This window comes from Paenibacillus peoriae (assembly GCF_022531965.1).
Taxonomy (GTDB): domain Bacteria; phylum Bacillota; class Bacilli; order Paenibacillales; family Paenibacillaceae; genus Paenibacillus; species Paenibacillus polymyxa_D.
This window is the reverse complement of record NZ_CP092831.1, coordinates 4,747,231-4,760,894: the sequence shown is the minus strand read 5'-3', so window position 1 is coordinate 4,760,894 and position 13,664 is coordinate 4,747,231. Positions and strand designations below refer to the sequence as shown.

The 13,664-nt window shown below is 44.0% G+C and carries 12 protein-coding genes and 3 pseudogenes; 12 read left to right on the top strand and 3 right to left on the bottom strand.

All coding sequences use genetic code 11. From position 1 onward, the window contains the following. Positions 1–42 precede the first annotated feature (42 nt). Positions 43–507: a hypothetical protein gene (locus MLD56_RS21075; RefSeq protein WP_029518171.1), complete on the bottom strand. Its 465-nt coding sequence runs from the start codon at positions 505–507 to the stop codon at positions 43–45. A 249-nt stretch (positions 508–756) separates the two neighbouring features. Here MLD56_RS21075 and MLD56_RS21070 point away from each other — a divergent pair, with 249 nt between their 5' ends. From MLD56_RS21070 to MLD56_RS21060, 3 genes are all read left to right on the top strand, one after another. Then, the gene (locus tag MLD56_RS21070; RefSeq protein ID WP_029518172.1) at positions 757–1,521 is read left to right on the top strand and encodes a YwmB family TATA-box binding protein; all 765 of its coding nucleotides are present in this window, start codon (positions 757–759) and stop codon (positions 1,519–1,521) included. 187 nt (positions 1,522–1,708) lie between these two features. Beyond that, on the top strand, positions 1,709–3,265 hold the full coding sequence (zwf, locus tag MLD56_RS21065; RefSeq protein WP_029518173.1) for a glucose-6-phosphate dehydrogenase: 1,557 nt from the start codon (positions 1,709–1,711) through the stop codon (positions 3,263–3,265). Between the two features lie 298 nt (positions 3,266–3,563). After that, positions 3,564–5,144 (top strand): peptide chain release factor 3, encoded by a 1,581-nt coding sequence (locus MLD56_RS21060; RefSeq protein ID WP_029518174.1) that lies wholly within the window; start codon positions 3,564–3,566, stop codon positions 5,142–5,144. A 151-nt stretch (positions 5,145–5,295) separates the two neighbouring features. On the opposite strand, the gene MLD56_RS21055 is transcribed toward MLD56_RS21060, so the two are convergent. Further along, positions 5,296–5,529 (bottom strand): small acid-soluble spore protein SspI, encoded by a 234-nt coding sequence (locus MLD56_RS21055; RefSeq protein WP_016819939.1) that lies wholly within the window; start codon positions 5,527–5,529, stop codon positions 5,296–5,298. Positions 5,530–5,689: 160 nt separating this feature from the next. Between MLD56_RS21055 and MLD56_RS21050 the strand changes: the two are divergent. Both MLD56_RS21050 and MLD56_RS21045 read left to right on the top strand, forming a co-directional pair. Next, positions 5,690–6,355 (top strand): annotated as a pseudogene (locus MLD56_RS21050) (potassium channel family protein); the annotation flags it as partial. Between the two features lie 77 nt (positions 6,356–6,432). Beyond that, the gene (locus tag MLD56_RS21045; RefSeq protein WP_029518175.1) at positions 6,433–7,221 is read left to right on the top strand and encodes a TrmH family RNA methyltransferase; all 789 of its coding nucleotides are present in this window, start codon (positions 6,433–6,435) and stop codon (positions 7,219–7,221) included. 903 nt (positions 7,222–8,124) lie between these two features. Here MLD56_RS21045 and MLD56_RS21040 read toward each other — a convergent pair. Continuing rightward, on the bottom strand, positions 8,125–9,066 hold the full coding sequence (locus tag MLD56_RS21040; RefSeq protein WP_029518176.1) for a zinc-binding dehydrogenase: 942 nt from the start codon (positions 9,064–9,066) through the stop codon (positions 8,125–8,127). 121 nt (positions 9,067–9,187) lie between these two features. On the opposite strand from MLD56_RS21040, the gene MLD56_RS21035 reads away from it, so the two are divergent. The 7 genes and pseudogenes from MLD56_RS21035 (at position 9,188) to MLD56_RS21010 (ending at position 13,560) form a co-directional block, all read left to right on the top strand. Continuing rightward, entirely contained in the window at positions 9,188–10,066 is an 879-nt protein-coding gene (locus MLD56_RS21035; protein WP_029518177.1) for a hypothetical protein, read from the top strand. A gap of 1,284 nt (positions 10,067–11,350) precedes the next feature. Beyond that, positions 11,351–12,434 (top strand): annotated as a pseudogene (locus MLD56_RS21030) (IS3 family transposase). Continuing rightward, positions 12,424–12,804 carry a hypothetical protein gene (locus MLD56_RS21025; RefSeq protein WP_029518179.1) on the top strand — a complete coding sequence of 127 codons (381 nt, stop codon included), beginning with the start codon at positions 12,424–12,426 and terminating at the stop codon, positions 12,802–12,804. The pseudogene MLD56_RS21030 and the gene MLD56_RS21025 overlap by 11 nt, the downstream one beginning before the upstream one ends. Before the next feature lie 209 nt (positions 12,805–13,013). After that, entirely contained in the window at positions 13,014–13,187 is a 174-nt protein-coding gene (locus tag MLD56_RS21020; RefSeq protein ID WP_080658656.1) for a DUF2281 domain-containing protein, read from the top strand. Then, on the top strand, positions 13,184–13,372 hold the full coding sequence (locus MLD56_RS21015; RefSeq protein ID WP_204366477.1) for a hypothetical protein: 189 nt from the start codon (positions 13,184–13,186) through the stop codon (positions 13,370–13,372). Before MLD56_RS21020 ends, MLD56_RS21015 begins: the two co-directional genes overlap by 4 nt. After that, positions 13,351–13,401: pseudogene (locus MLD56_RS26165) on the top strand (hypothetical protein); the annotation flags it as partial. The gene MLD56_RS21015 and the pseudogene MLD56_RS26165, both read left to right, overlap by 22 nt. A gap of 21 nt (positions 13,402–13,422) precedes the next feature. Then, positions 13,423–13,560, top strand: coding sequence for a hypothetical protein (locus MLD56_RS21010; protein ID WP_239645226.1), 138 nt, complete (start codon positions 13,423–13,425; stop codon positions 13,558–13,560). Positions 13,561–13,664: the final 104 nt, after the last annotated feature.

Sequence of the window (13,664 nt, the reverse complement as noted above, 5' to 3'; positions counted from 1 at the left end):
CGATAATAGTTCTCCGGTTTTTTGTGTTCTATAACAAGGTGTTTAGATCAGGAGGAATAAAAAGGCGATTAAAGCCAGATCTAGTGCAAGCCCTGCACCGTATCCATATCCGCCGTACCCACCGCGATAGCCTGCTCTGCCATTTCCATAACTACTATAGCCATTTCCAGCAAATCCGCCTGCGTCATAAGGAAAGGATGGACTCAGAGGTGCATTGGGCGGCTTAATTAAGGCATTTAGTTTGGCAGAGGTACGAACTTTGTTTTTAGGATTCCTTTTTTTCTTTTTAGAGGAAATCTTTTTAGGGGTTTGTTTTCCTTTGTTACTGTAGCTCCCGGCATAGAGACTGCCAGGAAAGGAGGGTGGATATCCGTTCAACATCAGCTTGCCTTTGCTACACCCACTTAAGATGCCGATGTGTCGTGTACCATCACGCATAACGGCACAGACCAGACGTCCACCATGAGGTGCCACACTGGCTTCATTTACAGGATAAATCGGAAACATGATTTCACCTCTTTTGGTGTAAGATGCATTGTGATCATAGTCTATTCTTATGGTGCCTACGATGTATGGTCGAACACCCAGTAGGCAGATGAATATTTTAGAAGGGCTTTGCCGTATTGCTGTGTGTATAAAACCTCTGACAACGGGAATGCTATTGATAGATTCATAGATTTCAAACCAGCCGAAAAAGAAAGTATCCAGAGCGTAGGTGTGGGAATCGGATGGTTGTGTGGAGCGGGAGGAACGATAATGCTAAAAGCAGAGTTGATTAGAAAAGGGATTATTACGATTTTGGTATTAGGAACGGTGCTGGTACTGGCTGGCTGGCGTTACGGAACCCTTCAGACAAACCGATATGATTCCCGCGAGGCAGAAACGGCTTTACGCTCATTGTTAACCATCTCGGACCAGGCCCCGGGTACGCTGGATAAGCTGGTTGTGAAGTGGCAAGGCGATTGGATTTCTAACCATGAAGAGCCGGCAGATGTAGCGGCACAGATAGCTGATCAGCTGAATATACCCACAGTAAACAAACTCGTGGAAAATGGACACACGGTTTATCGTTCTGTTCGTAATAGTGAGGATCTAAAAATCCGCTTAAATGTAATGGAACGTCAAACTGGGCAATGGTATGTAGTCGTTCAACTGGAGAGCAACGATGCAGGACGTGAGCAGTTGATTCAGCTTCATAAACTCTGTGCTGAGCAATTAAAGTCTATGGGGATTCAAGCGCAGTGGAACACGGCCCTTCAGCGTTCGCTGCATACAAAGGAATCCAAAGATCAACTGTTGAAACTGACAGAAGCGAGCTTAACAGGGAACATCTCCATGCAGGCCAAAGAAAGATATACGGATGCGACTACTGTGGCTATATCCTATGAAGCTCCAGAGCTGCCGCTAATGATTCAAAGCGGTGAGCATCAGGTCCAGATGCAGATGGCTGTACATGAAGATAAGGAGCAACAGGATACACGTATAACGCTCGGTTTTCCGCTCATCACGATTGAATACTGACTTATAAGGTAAATTGATGATTCATCGGATAGCTTATCCATGTAGGATATGCTAAAATATCATCAAATCTTTAGTTCCATGTTTTTCGAAAATCAAGTATGATCTTGTATAAATATACACAATACTACATGCGGATTTCGGGGATTGTGGATTGCGGAATCTTGACATGGGAAGAATGAGGTACTACATGGCTGACATACCTGCTAAAGAATCTGTTGTGACGCAAGGCGCAGTTCTGTTTATTTTTGGCGCTACGGGCGATTTGGCTCGTCGCAAGCTTTTTCCTGCTATTTACAGCTTGTACCGCGAAGGCAAGCTTGCTGAGGATTTTGCCGTTATTGGTGTAGCAAGGCGTCCTCGCACAGAGGAAGAATTCCGTAATGACCTGTACGCTTCCATACAGGAGTTTAGTCGCTACAAAGCAGAAAATGATCAAGATTGGCAGGCATTTGCCGAGCATTTTGAATATAAATCGCTTGATATCAACAATGTCGAAGGGTTCCATGAGTTGAGACAGCAGACGGAGTCTATAGAAAGCAAGTTTAACATACCGGGAAATCGGTTGTTTTATTTGGCCTTGGCTCCTGAATTATTCGGAAGCGTGTCTAAGAGTTTGAAAGATGGCGGCATGATGGATGGCAAAGGGTGGAATCGTCTTGTCATTGAGAAGCCATTCGGTTATAACCTCGAATCTGCACAAGAATTGAACGTTGAAATACGAGAAGTATTTGCCGAAGAAGAAATTTATCGGATTGATCACTATCTTGGCAAGGAAATGGTACAAAATATTGAGGTGATCCGCTTCGCGAACGCCTTCTTTGAACCACTGTGGAATAATAAGCATATTGCCAATGTGCAAATTACGCTTAGTGAAACGGTAGGGGTGGAGGAACGCGGAGGTTACTACGATCATTCCGGCGCCTTGCGGGATATGGGACAGAACCATATGCTGCAAATGCTAACGATGATTGCGATGGAGCCACCTAGTCGTTTGTTGCCTGAGGATATCCGTGATGAAAAGGTGAAAGTGCTGCGTTCGCTGCGCCCTTTTGAAACGTCTGACGATGTGAAAACCAATGTGGTGCGTGGTCAATACATCGAAGGCAGTTATCGCGGTCAGCAGTTGCCAGGATATCGCCAAGAAGACAAGGTTGATCCACAGTCAAACACAGAGACTTATTTTGCTTCACGCGTGTTTGTTGATAATTTCCGTTGGGCTGGCGTACCGTTCTATATTCGTACGGGCAAACGTCTCCCTGTAAAAACAACGGAGATTGTTGTGGAATTTAAGAGCATGCCAACGAACGTGTACCTCGGTCAAAAGCATAAGCTGGAACCGAACTTGCTCGTCATTCGGGTCAATCCAATGGAGGGCATTTACATTAAAATTAATGCCAAGAAACCTGGCTCGGAATCAGATATTGAGCCATTGGCTATGGATTTTTGCCAAAGCTGTATGGTGGGTATCAACTCACCGGAGGCTTATGAACGGTTGCTGATGGATGCCATTGAGGGTGATTCGACGTACTTCACGCGTTGGGATGAGGTTGCCACGGCATGGGGATTCGTCGATCGAATCGCCAAAGCATGGCAGCAGACCCCGGATACGCTGGAAACCTATGCTGCAGGCTCATGGGGACCGGAAGGTGCACACAAGCTATTGGAGCAGGATGGCTTCAAGTGGTGGCCGGTTAGCGGTCAGGATGAAGATAATGTCATCTGGCGAGTAGGCGGCGTTCAGTAATCCCGTTTTGTCCTGCATCCCCCTATGTCCTGTTTAGGACGTAAGGGGATGCTTTGCGTTCGGAGTGTGCTATAATAGCTTAGTCTCAGGTTTTCAGTTTGCAACTGATTATAGGTTAAAGGCAGGCTAAAACATGTAAATAGATCGTATTTATAATGAATATGGTAACGGGGTACGCCGAATAATGGGGCTAACGGCAATGAGCCGATGATTTTATGAAAACAGGCGTGCATCATGGCCTTTTTATGAATAGCTTGAGCAGGAATGCAATGGATTTGATCATGAAGGGATATGTGAAATGAGTAAAACAACAGATATACTTCAACAGGAAGTCGACAAACGGCGTACGTTTGCGATTATTTCTCACCCGGATGCGGGTAAAACGACACTGACGGAAAAGCTGCTGCTGTTCGGGGGCGCGATTCGTCTTGCTGGTTCAGTTAAAGCGCGTAAAGCAAGCAAACACGCCACGAGTGACTGGATGGAGATTGAAAAACAGCGGGGGATCTCTGTAACATCCTCAGTGATGCAATTTGATTATAATGGTCACCGCATCAACATTCTGGACACGCCAGGTCACCAGGATTTCAGTGAAGACACGTATCGTACATTAACAGCAGCAGATAGTGCAGTCATGCTGATTGACGTAGCGAAAGGTGTGGAAGCGCAAACGATTAAGCTGTTTCAAGTTTGTGCGAAGCGTGGAATTCCGATTTTCACCTTCATTAACAAACTGGATCGTGAGGGACGCAGTCCTTTTGATTTGATGGAGGAGTTGGAGCAGGTACTTGGCATCCGTTCGGTGCCTATGAATTGGCCGATTGGTACAGGACGCGAGCTGTGCGGTGTCTATGACCGTGTCAAAAATCAGGTCGAGCTGTTTCAGGGAGATGACCATTCCACGATTAAAGTACAAAAAGTGGAAGATTACAATGATCCGATCATTCGTGAGATGGCGGGCGAATATTTGCATGACCAATTATGCCAAGACTTGGAGTTGCTTGATGTCGCGGGTGACCCTTTTGACATGGAGAAAGTACAGCGCGGAGAATTAACACCGGTATTCTTCGGCAGTGCGATTAATAATTTTGGTGTACAAACATTTTTGGAAAACTTCCTTCAGCTTGCTCCTAAACCGGAGCCACGCCGTAGTACAGCTGGGGAAATTGAACCAACAAACGAAAAGTTTACTGGCTATGTATTTAAAATTCAAGCGAACATGAACCCGGCTCACCGTGACCGTATTGCATTTTTGCGTATTGTGTCTGGTAAGTTTCAACGCGGGATGAGTGTTAAGCATGTACGGATGGGCAAGGAGATAAAGCTGTCTCAGCCACAGCAGTTCCTGGCACAGGACCGTGATATTGTTGAGGAGGCTTTTCCTGGCGATATTATTGGATTGTTTGACCCGGGTATTTTCCGTATTGGTGATTCACTCAGCCAAGGTAGCGAGGTTGTGTTTGATGAATTGCCGACCTTCTCGCCTGAGATTTTTGCCAAGGTAACGGTGAAAAATGCCTTGAAGCACAAACAGTATCTGAAGGGTATTGACCAGTTGACCGAGGAAGGTATGATTCAGGTTTTCCGTACGGTAAGCTTTGACGATACGCTATTAGGTGTTGTCGGCCAACTGCAATTTGAAGTATTTGAGTACCGCATGAAGGGTGAGTATGGAGTTGATGTACAGCTTCAGCGTATGCCATTCCAATTTGCACGTTGGATTGTGGATGAGCAGATTGACCCGAGCAAGTTCCGTATTAACTCTACGCTGGTAAAGGATAAGAAGGGCAATTATGTCGCCTTGTTCGAAAACGAGTATGCCATGCGTACGGCTATGGAGAAAAACCCGACAGCTAAGTTTCTAGAAATGGCTCCGTAAGATTGAATAAGCAGAACAGTTTGATCTCAGTCATTTAGTGTATACAACGAATAGTCCACTCGATGTGAATGCGAGTGGACTATTTTCATTTTCGAATACGGGTAAAATAATGAGCACAATTAAATTGGAACAAAAAGTTAAATAGCTAGAGCTAGGTTAAAGGCACGGGTTTGATTTTATCGATTTGTTCATGTGCCAAATGGACGAAATCGTGCTGTTGATTTGGGCTCATATGCTTCCAAGCGATTTCAAGAATGACACCCAATCCAGGCAGAGCGGCTTCAGGTCCGTCCACTGACCCAATAATCATATCCGTAAGATCAGCTTCTGATTTGCCGTGTACTTTGTGAACAATTGCTTGTCGTAAATCCATTGTAATGGGCATGTGTACCTCCCGTATGTTGTAGTAGTGATCGAATGTATTATGGCTTGGGCTGTTGTCCAGTATACATGGAGAAGCATTTGGCATAAGTATGTCAAAATTTATGTTTGTAGCATGATATGCTATACTATGACGGACAGTATGGTGATCGGGAGGTAAAGAAGGAATGGCAAAAAAACAGTATGCGGTTATTGGCATGGGACGTTTTGGTTCCAGTGTTGCCAGTGCGCTGAGTGAGATGGGTTTTGATGTGCTGGCTATTGACTCGGACGAGCAGCGTACACAGGAAATGTCGAATATTGTGACGCATGCGGTGTCTGCCGACTCGACGGATGAGGAAGCGCTGCGAGCGCTGGGTATCCGTAATTTTGACGTAATCGTAGTTGCGATTGGCGAAGATATACAGGCCAGTATTCTGACGACATTGATTCTCAAGGACATGGGCGTACCAGCTCTTGTGGTCAAGGCACAAAATGAGCTGCATGGAAAAGTGTTGCAAAAGATAGGTGCAGATAAAGTCGTTTATCCTGAACGGGATATGGGGTTACGGGTAGCCCATCATTTGACATCCCCCAACATTTTGGATTATATCGAGCTGTCCAAGGACTACAGTATTTTGGAGATGAGAGCCGCCGATTCCATGATTGGAAAAAACCTGAAAGAGTTAGACATACGTGCACGCTTCGGCTGCAATGTGATGGCGATTCGCAGAAATCAGGAAATGAACATTTCACCTTATGCCGAGGATCGTCTGGAGCCGGGTGATGTACTGGTCATTGTGGGCCACAAGGATGACCTGACCAAGCTGGAGCTGGCATTTGCAGCCTAATGAGGGCTTGTGTTCAAGTGCAAGTGATACATCATTTATTTTTATTGAAACGGACAAAGAAACGGAAGGTTAAACGAATGGAAATCATTTCACCGAATAATGCGCGTGTAAAAGAGTGGGCGCAACTGCTGGAGAAAAAGCATCGCACACGGCAGCATAAATATATTGTCGAGGGTATTCATCTGGTGCAGGAAGCGCTGCGTTCGGACGCGGCTGTCGAAACCGTCGCCTATGATTTGGACAAGGGCATTCCCGCCGAGCTGAATGGCCTGGATCCAGCCGACCAGCCGGTGGAATGGGTTCCCGTGTCAGCGGCGGTCATTGCAAAATGCACCGATACGAAGACGCCGCAGTCGGTTTTTGCCATCGTGCGTAAGGAGGAGCGCAGCGCATTCCCGGCATTGCTGGAGCAGCCGGATGCACTGGTAATGGTGCTGGACGGGGTGCAGGACCCCGGCAATGTAGGCACCATCATCCGCAGCGCGGACGCTGCTGGAGCCGCAGGCGTAATATTGGGTCATGGCTGCGCCGACCTGTACAATCCCAAAACGATTCGCTCCACGATGGGATCGTTGTTTCATCTGCCGGTGATTGAAGGCAGTCTGGAGGAGCTTTTGCCGCAGGCCAAAAGTAAAGGTGCCCGCTTGCTCAGCACCTCGTTGGATGCGAGCTTATCATGCTATGCCATAGATTTACGTGTTTCCACTTGGCTTGTGATTGGGAATGAAGGCCAAGGTATTTCTGATGCTACTGCGCGCATGGTGGATGAGTCGATATTCATTCCGATGCAGGGGCAAGCGGAATCACTGAACGCGGCGATGGCTTCTACGGTGCTGTTATTTGAGGCCATGAGACAACGAAACTAAGAGAGTGAACATGGGGCTGTGGTTTATAACATCAATTGAGACTGTTTATACCATCTAAATGAGACAGTCAATGTCCCCGAAAACCCAATAAAACCGGTAATTAAGGCTAACCAAATACAAAATTATCTGTTAATGATTAATCTAAGTTTTCTTATTTTATGGTGAAAAAGGACAGAAAATTTTTTATAACAAGAAGTAAGACAAACATTATCTAAAGGGAAAATAACCTCTTCTCGGTTACAATAAAATTTTGTTATATATATTCTTACCTACAGGACCTTTTAATATCTAACCTAAACAGTCCCGATGAAAAGCTTTCTATTTCGGGGCTGTTTTTACGTTATAGATGGTAGGTGAAATGATAACCCGTTTTTGGGAAATTGCTATTCCCATTCAAATCTCTTTCTGCTTTTTGGAGGATTACATCCGTCGATACTCAGGCAAAGTTTGTCTTTAGCTTTCGAGGATATTTAGATAATTAGCAAACCTGTTTTTAGATTGTATTGTTAAGCTGAGGCGAAACGGTACCCATCATTTATCTCATTTGTTGATTAATTCTGAGAAATATTAAATTGATATTGTCCGAAGAAAATAAAGTGTTAGACTGAAAAATAAAGTACTAGACTTAGAAAATAAAGTATTAGACTGGTGAGCATTTCATTAAGCCAACTGGCAGAATAGTGAGAGAAAATGAACATTCTTAAAGCGGTGCCACTGAGGGCAGAGGAATAACTGTGTTGATATTAAAGCTGGATGGATTACTATACGAAATATAAAGGTCAAATAGCCGGGTTCATTGAAAGGCAGCGGTACTCCCACTCAAACGAGTAAGGGTGTACTACTGCCGTTTCTTTTTCAGATTCGTTTTTAGATTCCTGGGATTATAGTTGCAAACTTATATAATCAATCTAAGTGAAGCACGGCTTTGCCCGAGAATTTCCGTTCCATAAGATTACGGGCAACGGTGTCAATTTCGGTCCAAGGCGCCTCCACTTGGATTCGTGGGATTAACCGCTCATCTGTGACCAGCCGGGCCAGCAAACTCAGATCGTCCGCGGCTGATTGACGAGTGAGTTCCTCACCTAAAAAGAAGCTGTACAAGGTTCTTCCTCCGCTGGTCACCATATTCTTCATATCGATCATTACGGTATTTGAAGAGGAAAATCCTACCGCAACGCAAATCCCTTGGGGCGCTAGCTGCGGCAGCAACGCCGCCAGTGCATTGCCGCCTACTGAATCGATGATCAGATCGTACGGCCCAAATTTGCTGGCTGATGAAATTGCGGAATATCCAATGATCACTTCGTCGGATCCGACCTCCCGAACAAGCTCAGCCTTCTCTTCCGTGCTTGCCGTACCTACAACGTATGCGCCGGATTGGACTGCAAGCTGATGGGCGAATAACCCAACTCCGCCGCTAGAGCCTGTAATGAAAATCCGTTTGCCAAGCAGCATGCCGCCTTTTCGAAGTGCATAAAGAGCCGTGAGCCCTGCTACGGGGAGGGTAGCCGCCTCCGTAAAAGTGAGTTTGTCTGGGATTTCGGCCAACAACGATACGGGAGCAGCCACTTGCTCGCTCCAGGCTCCCATCGGGAGCAAACCAACAACCCTGGCCCCTTTTTGCGGTCCTGCGCCGTTCTCTGCCGGCTCGATGACAATCCCGGCGAAATCCCAGCCAGGACGGCTAGAAATTTCCTGATTTTTAGCGTCACTCACTTCACCGCGGTTGAGTGAGACGGCCTTCACTTGCACAAGCGCTTCCCATGGCTTAGGCTGCGGGGCGTCAACTTCCTTGAAGGCCAAAAGAGACGGGGCATGCGGATCAATAACAATAGTACGAATCATATCGGTTTTCCTCCATGTTGGTTATGGTCATTAGATGACCTTCATTTCAATGAGGAGTATACTTTAAATAAAGGTTCGGCCCAAGTGCAGAACTACACTTCATAAGAGAAGGGAAGAGAAGATGGATATAGATACGGAGAATTCCAGACATAGAATCGTAATGGGAGAAATTGAAGCCCTGCGGATAAAACGCCAGCAAAAGCTTGTCGATCAACCTCAACCGTCCTTGAAACGATTTACTCAACAAGAGCTAAACGACGAGGCTTTTCCTTCGTATAAAAATTTGCTGGTTGGACGTACCCGCCGCATACCGACCCGCCAGACGATAATAAATATTGCAGAATATCTTGAGTGTACATCCAACGAGCGTAACGATTTGCTTTTGGCAGCCGGTTTTCTTCCAATTCAGACCGAATTGTATGGACGGTCGTTGGAGCGTGCATTAGAGTGGGCTCAGCAAACGATGAGGAGTATTCCTTTTCCCGCCATGGTCGTAACACATACTCAGGACATCAAGGGATTAAATGAGCCGTTTCATCAATTGTTCGAAATCCCTCTCGACCGTTCATATGACGGTTTAATGAATAGGGTCGATTTACATTTTAATTCTGGTTTTCCTATCCGGTCCCGCTCCACGTTTGACAAGGCGTCGTTTAAGCAGTGGGAGGAGCACATCATAAACGGAATACAAGCCTTTAAGAGTGAGCACATGCTCTCGCGTTATGATGCGTGGTATCAAAAATTGCTGGATAGAGTTCAGAAATATAACGCGTGCGAATATCTGAGTGTGCCGGATGTAGGGGGAAATGTTGATCAAATACAAACAATTCTAGCCAGAATGGAAAGCTCCGGAGACCTTATTCCCGTACGCTACAGACAGGTTTCGATTTCCGCAGGCGGCCGCTTATATCCGCAAATTGAGGTTTTCCTGCCAGTAGATTCTGCTGCGCGCACAGTTTTCGAGAACCTGGGATGTCCAGCTGATTGTGCATTTGTCTAATCCGACACTTACAAGAGGATGGAATCGAAAAGTTATTGGTAGCTGATAATTCAGAATAGGTGGTTGTTAGTTGAATGACAACAGCGGCAGTCTAAGGCTTTATTTATCAAGTCTTGGTCTGCCGCTGCTTTATATTAATTGTTCAGTCGAAAACCTATTTTTCAAAAGCTGACGATTCTTCAGTTCAAAAACCTCGCTAAATCAACAACTCTAGTCTAATACTTTATTTTCACCGAACAGATATCATATGTCTATTTCGTTTGCTATATGGCTATGCTGGTTATAAAATAAAAAGGGAGGAGATTAAGATTAATTATAAAGATATATATAATTTACATATTCAGCTTCTTAATGTATATGAGAGGAACCAAAAGGATCGCCATCCTTATATGGATTCATACTTTGATTTATCTCTTGTTTCACGAGTAAACCCTAACTAAAATAATGAATTAACAGCTTCATTATCTAGAATAATGTTCGAATATGGGGACTGTTATAGAAATTCACAACAAAAATTACCGCTAGCAGCAGGCAAAATTGCTGCCTAAGAGCCTGTTTCAGTAAGCACTCACCATAGTTTAGACCTGCGGGAGAAGTTTCTCGTATGCAAAAAGATTGGATCGGATCCACAACTATCTAGAAGGGTGATAGATCAATTCATCGCTTATAAATGGGCGAAAGATTTGGCTCTTCAACAACACACTGCGAGTGCGAAAAAAAGTACTCTAATTTAGAGTGGGATTTGACAGCCAAGGAAACAGTTTGTTTCTGTTCCACTATTTGATGTACCTGTTTGTGCTGTTTCCCCAATTCCTGGATATTGAAGATCGAAAAGCATTTGATTTCCTTGTTGCCACTTTTTCAAACTTGGATATATTCTAGCTCTTCTCCCATCTGATTTATAGATAGGGGCTATTTGGCGTTTTTACGTATCCCGAAACTCAAGGAAAACTCGTTTATTAGTGCAATTCTTAGGAGAAGAAATGTTTAAAAAGAAATTGATACTGAAAAGAATGAATAAATGTTTAATTTCCTGGTAAGGATGATAATAAATCTATCATTTTTATGAGTTTTTTTACTCTGTTTTATCCTTAGGTAGTTATAAACATGGAGATTTAATATTCGGCATTGGCGTGCTTTTTTAGGGGGGCTAATGAAGAAGGAAGAAATAATCAGCTATCTATTAGATGATTTTTCCCAAGGGTGGATCGGCTACACTTAGTTGGGCAATAAAAATGAGGGCTTGTAGAATAAACCTATTATCCTAAGGAGCGGATTTCTACAATGCCAAAACAACAACGACGTACCTTTACAGCAGAGTTCAAGAAGCAAATGGTGCTATTATATGAGAACGGAAAGTCCAGAGCGGATCTGGTGGAGGAATATGACCTCACCGCCTCGGCTTTGGATCGCTGGATTAAACAAGGCCAAACGACAGGCTCTTTCTCAGAGAAGGACAATCGCTCGCCAGAAGAGAATGAGCTAATCACTTTACGCAAAGAAGTTCAACGCCTCAAAATGGAAAATGATATTTTAAAGCAAGCCGCGCTGATCATGGGACGAAAGTAGCTATCATTCAGAATAATCGGGATAAATACTCGGTATCAGCATTGTGTGACGTCCTGCAAATCGCAAGAAGTACGTTTTACTATGAAGCCAACGAAGAGTCGCCAGAAGACGAAGTGACCACAGCCATTGTGGACATTTTTCACAAAAATCGAAAAGCGTATGGCACTCGAAAGATTAAAGTTAAGCTTCACGAGCGAGGGCTCGTGGTTTCCAGACGTCGAATCGGTCGGATCATGAAAGAACAGGGACTGGTTTCGACATACACTGTGGCACAATATAAGCCCATAAAGCCGCTTGTAATGAAGCGGCTATAGCCAATACACTGAACTGCAAGTTCAACCAAACGGAAAGCAAACGTGTGGTGGTCAGTGATCTAACCTATGTGAAAGTCCAGAACGAGTGGCACTATATTTGTGTGCTTATCGATCTGTTCAATCGAGAAATGATCGGTCATAGTGCTGGCCCTAATAAGGATGCAGCACTGATTTCTCGCGCCTTTGCGACCGTGAAAGGCGATCTGCATCAGATTCAGTGGTTTCATACCGACCGTGGCAGCGAGTTCAAAAATCAAAAGATGAATGAGCTTTTAGAGACGTTTGAAATCGGTCGATCGCTGAGTGCGAAAGGGTGTCCGTATGACAACGCCGTGGCCGAAGCCACCTATAAGATCATGAAAACGGAGTTCGTGAACCAGATGAACTTTCAAAATCTTCGTCATTTGAAGTTGGAATTATACGATTATGTTCATTGGTTCAACCAGCATCGAACTGATAGAAGATCCATTTTCATTGAGCGATAAATTTACATTTAACAATCTGATTACCTATTTAGAAAAACAAAAAGTTTATAATAAAGATGTAATTGATAATTTGAAGAAAGTTAAAAATCTTAGGAATAAAGTTACGCATGGAACTCTCCCATTAATAACAGAATGGGATCCAGATGATCCAAGAAGTAGAGAGGAGAAATTGAATCTGCTAAGAGGAGTAAGTGAAATCCCAGAAGCAAACAAGATTAGTTTGAGAAGTGGTTCTGTGTATTTTGATTGTAGGGAATACGATCTGTCATTAAGATCACTCGATCCTGCAAGCAAGATTGCAGTTATTCAATTAGTATATATTCGAGAAATTTTGATGAGTATATTCAGTGATGAAATGCCCATCGTATAACATAATATTCACGCGGCGGGCATGCCCCTGGGCCCGGCAGAGGGGTTTTATGGGAGTGGGAGCTGCCAGACACCCAGCATACGCTGGGTCGTAAATACAGAAATGTTATCTGAAATACCAGCAACACCAAACAACATAGGAAGCAGATGTTAGTTCCCTTCAGACTTTAGTGTATAATAAAGAACAAAGAAGTGCAGGAGGTATGCATAGTGAGCATTGAAGAGAAACTTATTCAAGACTTTTTGGCATTGCCTGATGACAAGAAAATTGAAGTGATTGATTTCGTTGAATTCCTAAAGAATCGTAGCAATAAGCAAATGGAGTCGATCATGGACGATATTGTGAATGAAAATATTGAGGCACTTAGGGAGTTAGCTAAATGAAGAGTCTTAGTCTGGGACAAATTCTTGAATTCCATACTAAGATTATTAAGGCAACTAGTGGCTCCGATGGAGTTAGAGATCTTGGACTAATTGAAAGTGCTCTAAAGAAAGCAGAAGCAGCTTTCGATGGACAGGAACTTTACGAAGGAAGTATAAAGGAAATATCTGTCATTACATTTGCTTAATAAAGAATCATGGATTTATTGATGGGAATAAACGAATAGGGGTAGCAACAATGCTGCTTTTACTACGTTTAAATGAGATTTCTGTAAAGTACGAGCAAGAAGAATTAGTTGAATTGGGATTGAAGACTGCAGAAGGTGAATTCACAGAAGAGAACATACAAAAATGGATAGAAGAGCATCAAGTGTAGAAGTGGCTTGGTGTTCTTTTTTTGTAAGAACGACTGAAGGTAATTCAAAGTAGGCCGTTACATCTAACATAATATTCATGCTGCGGACTTTCGTCCTGGGTCCG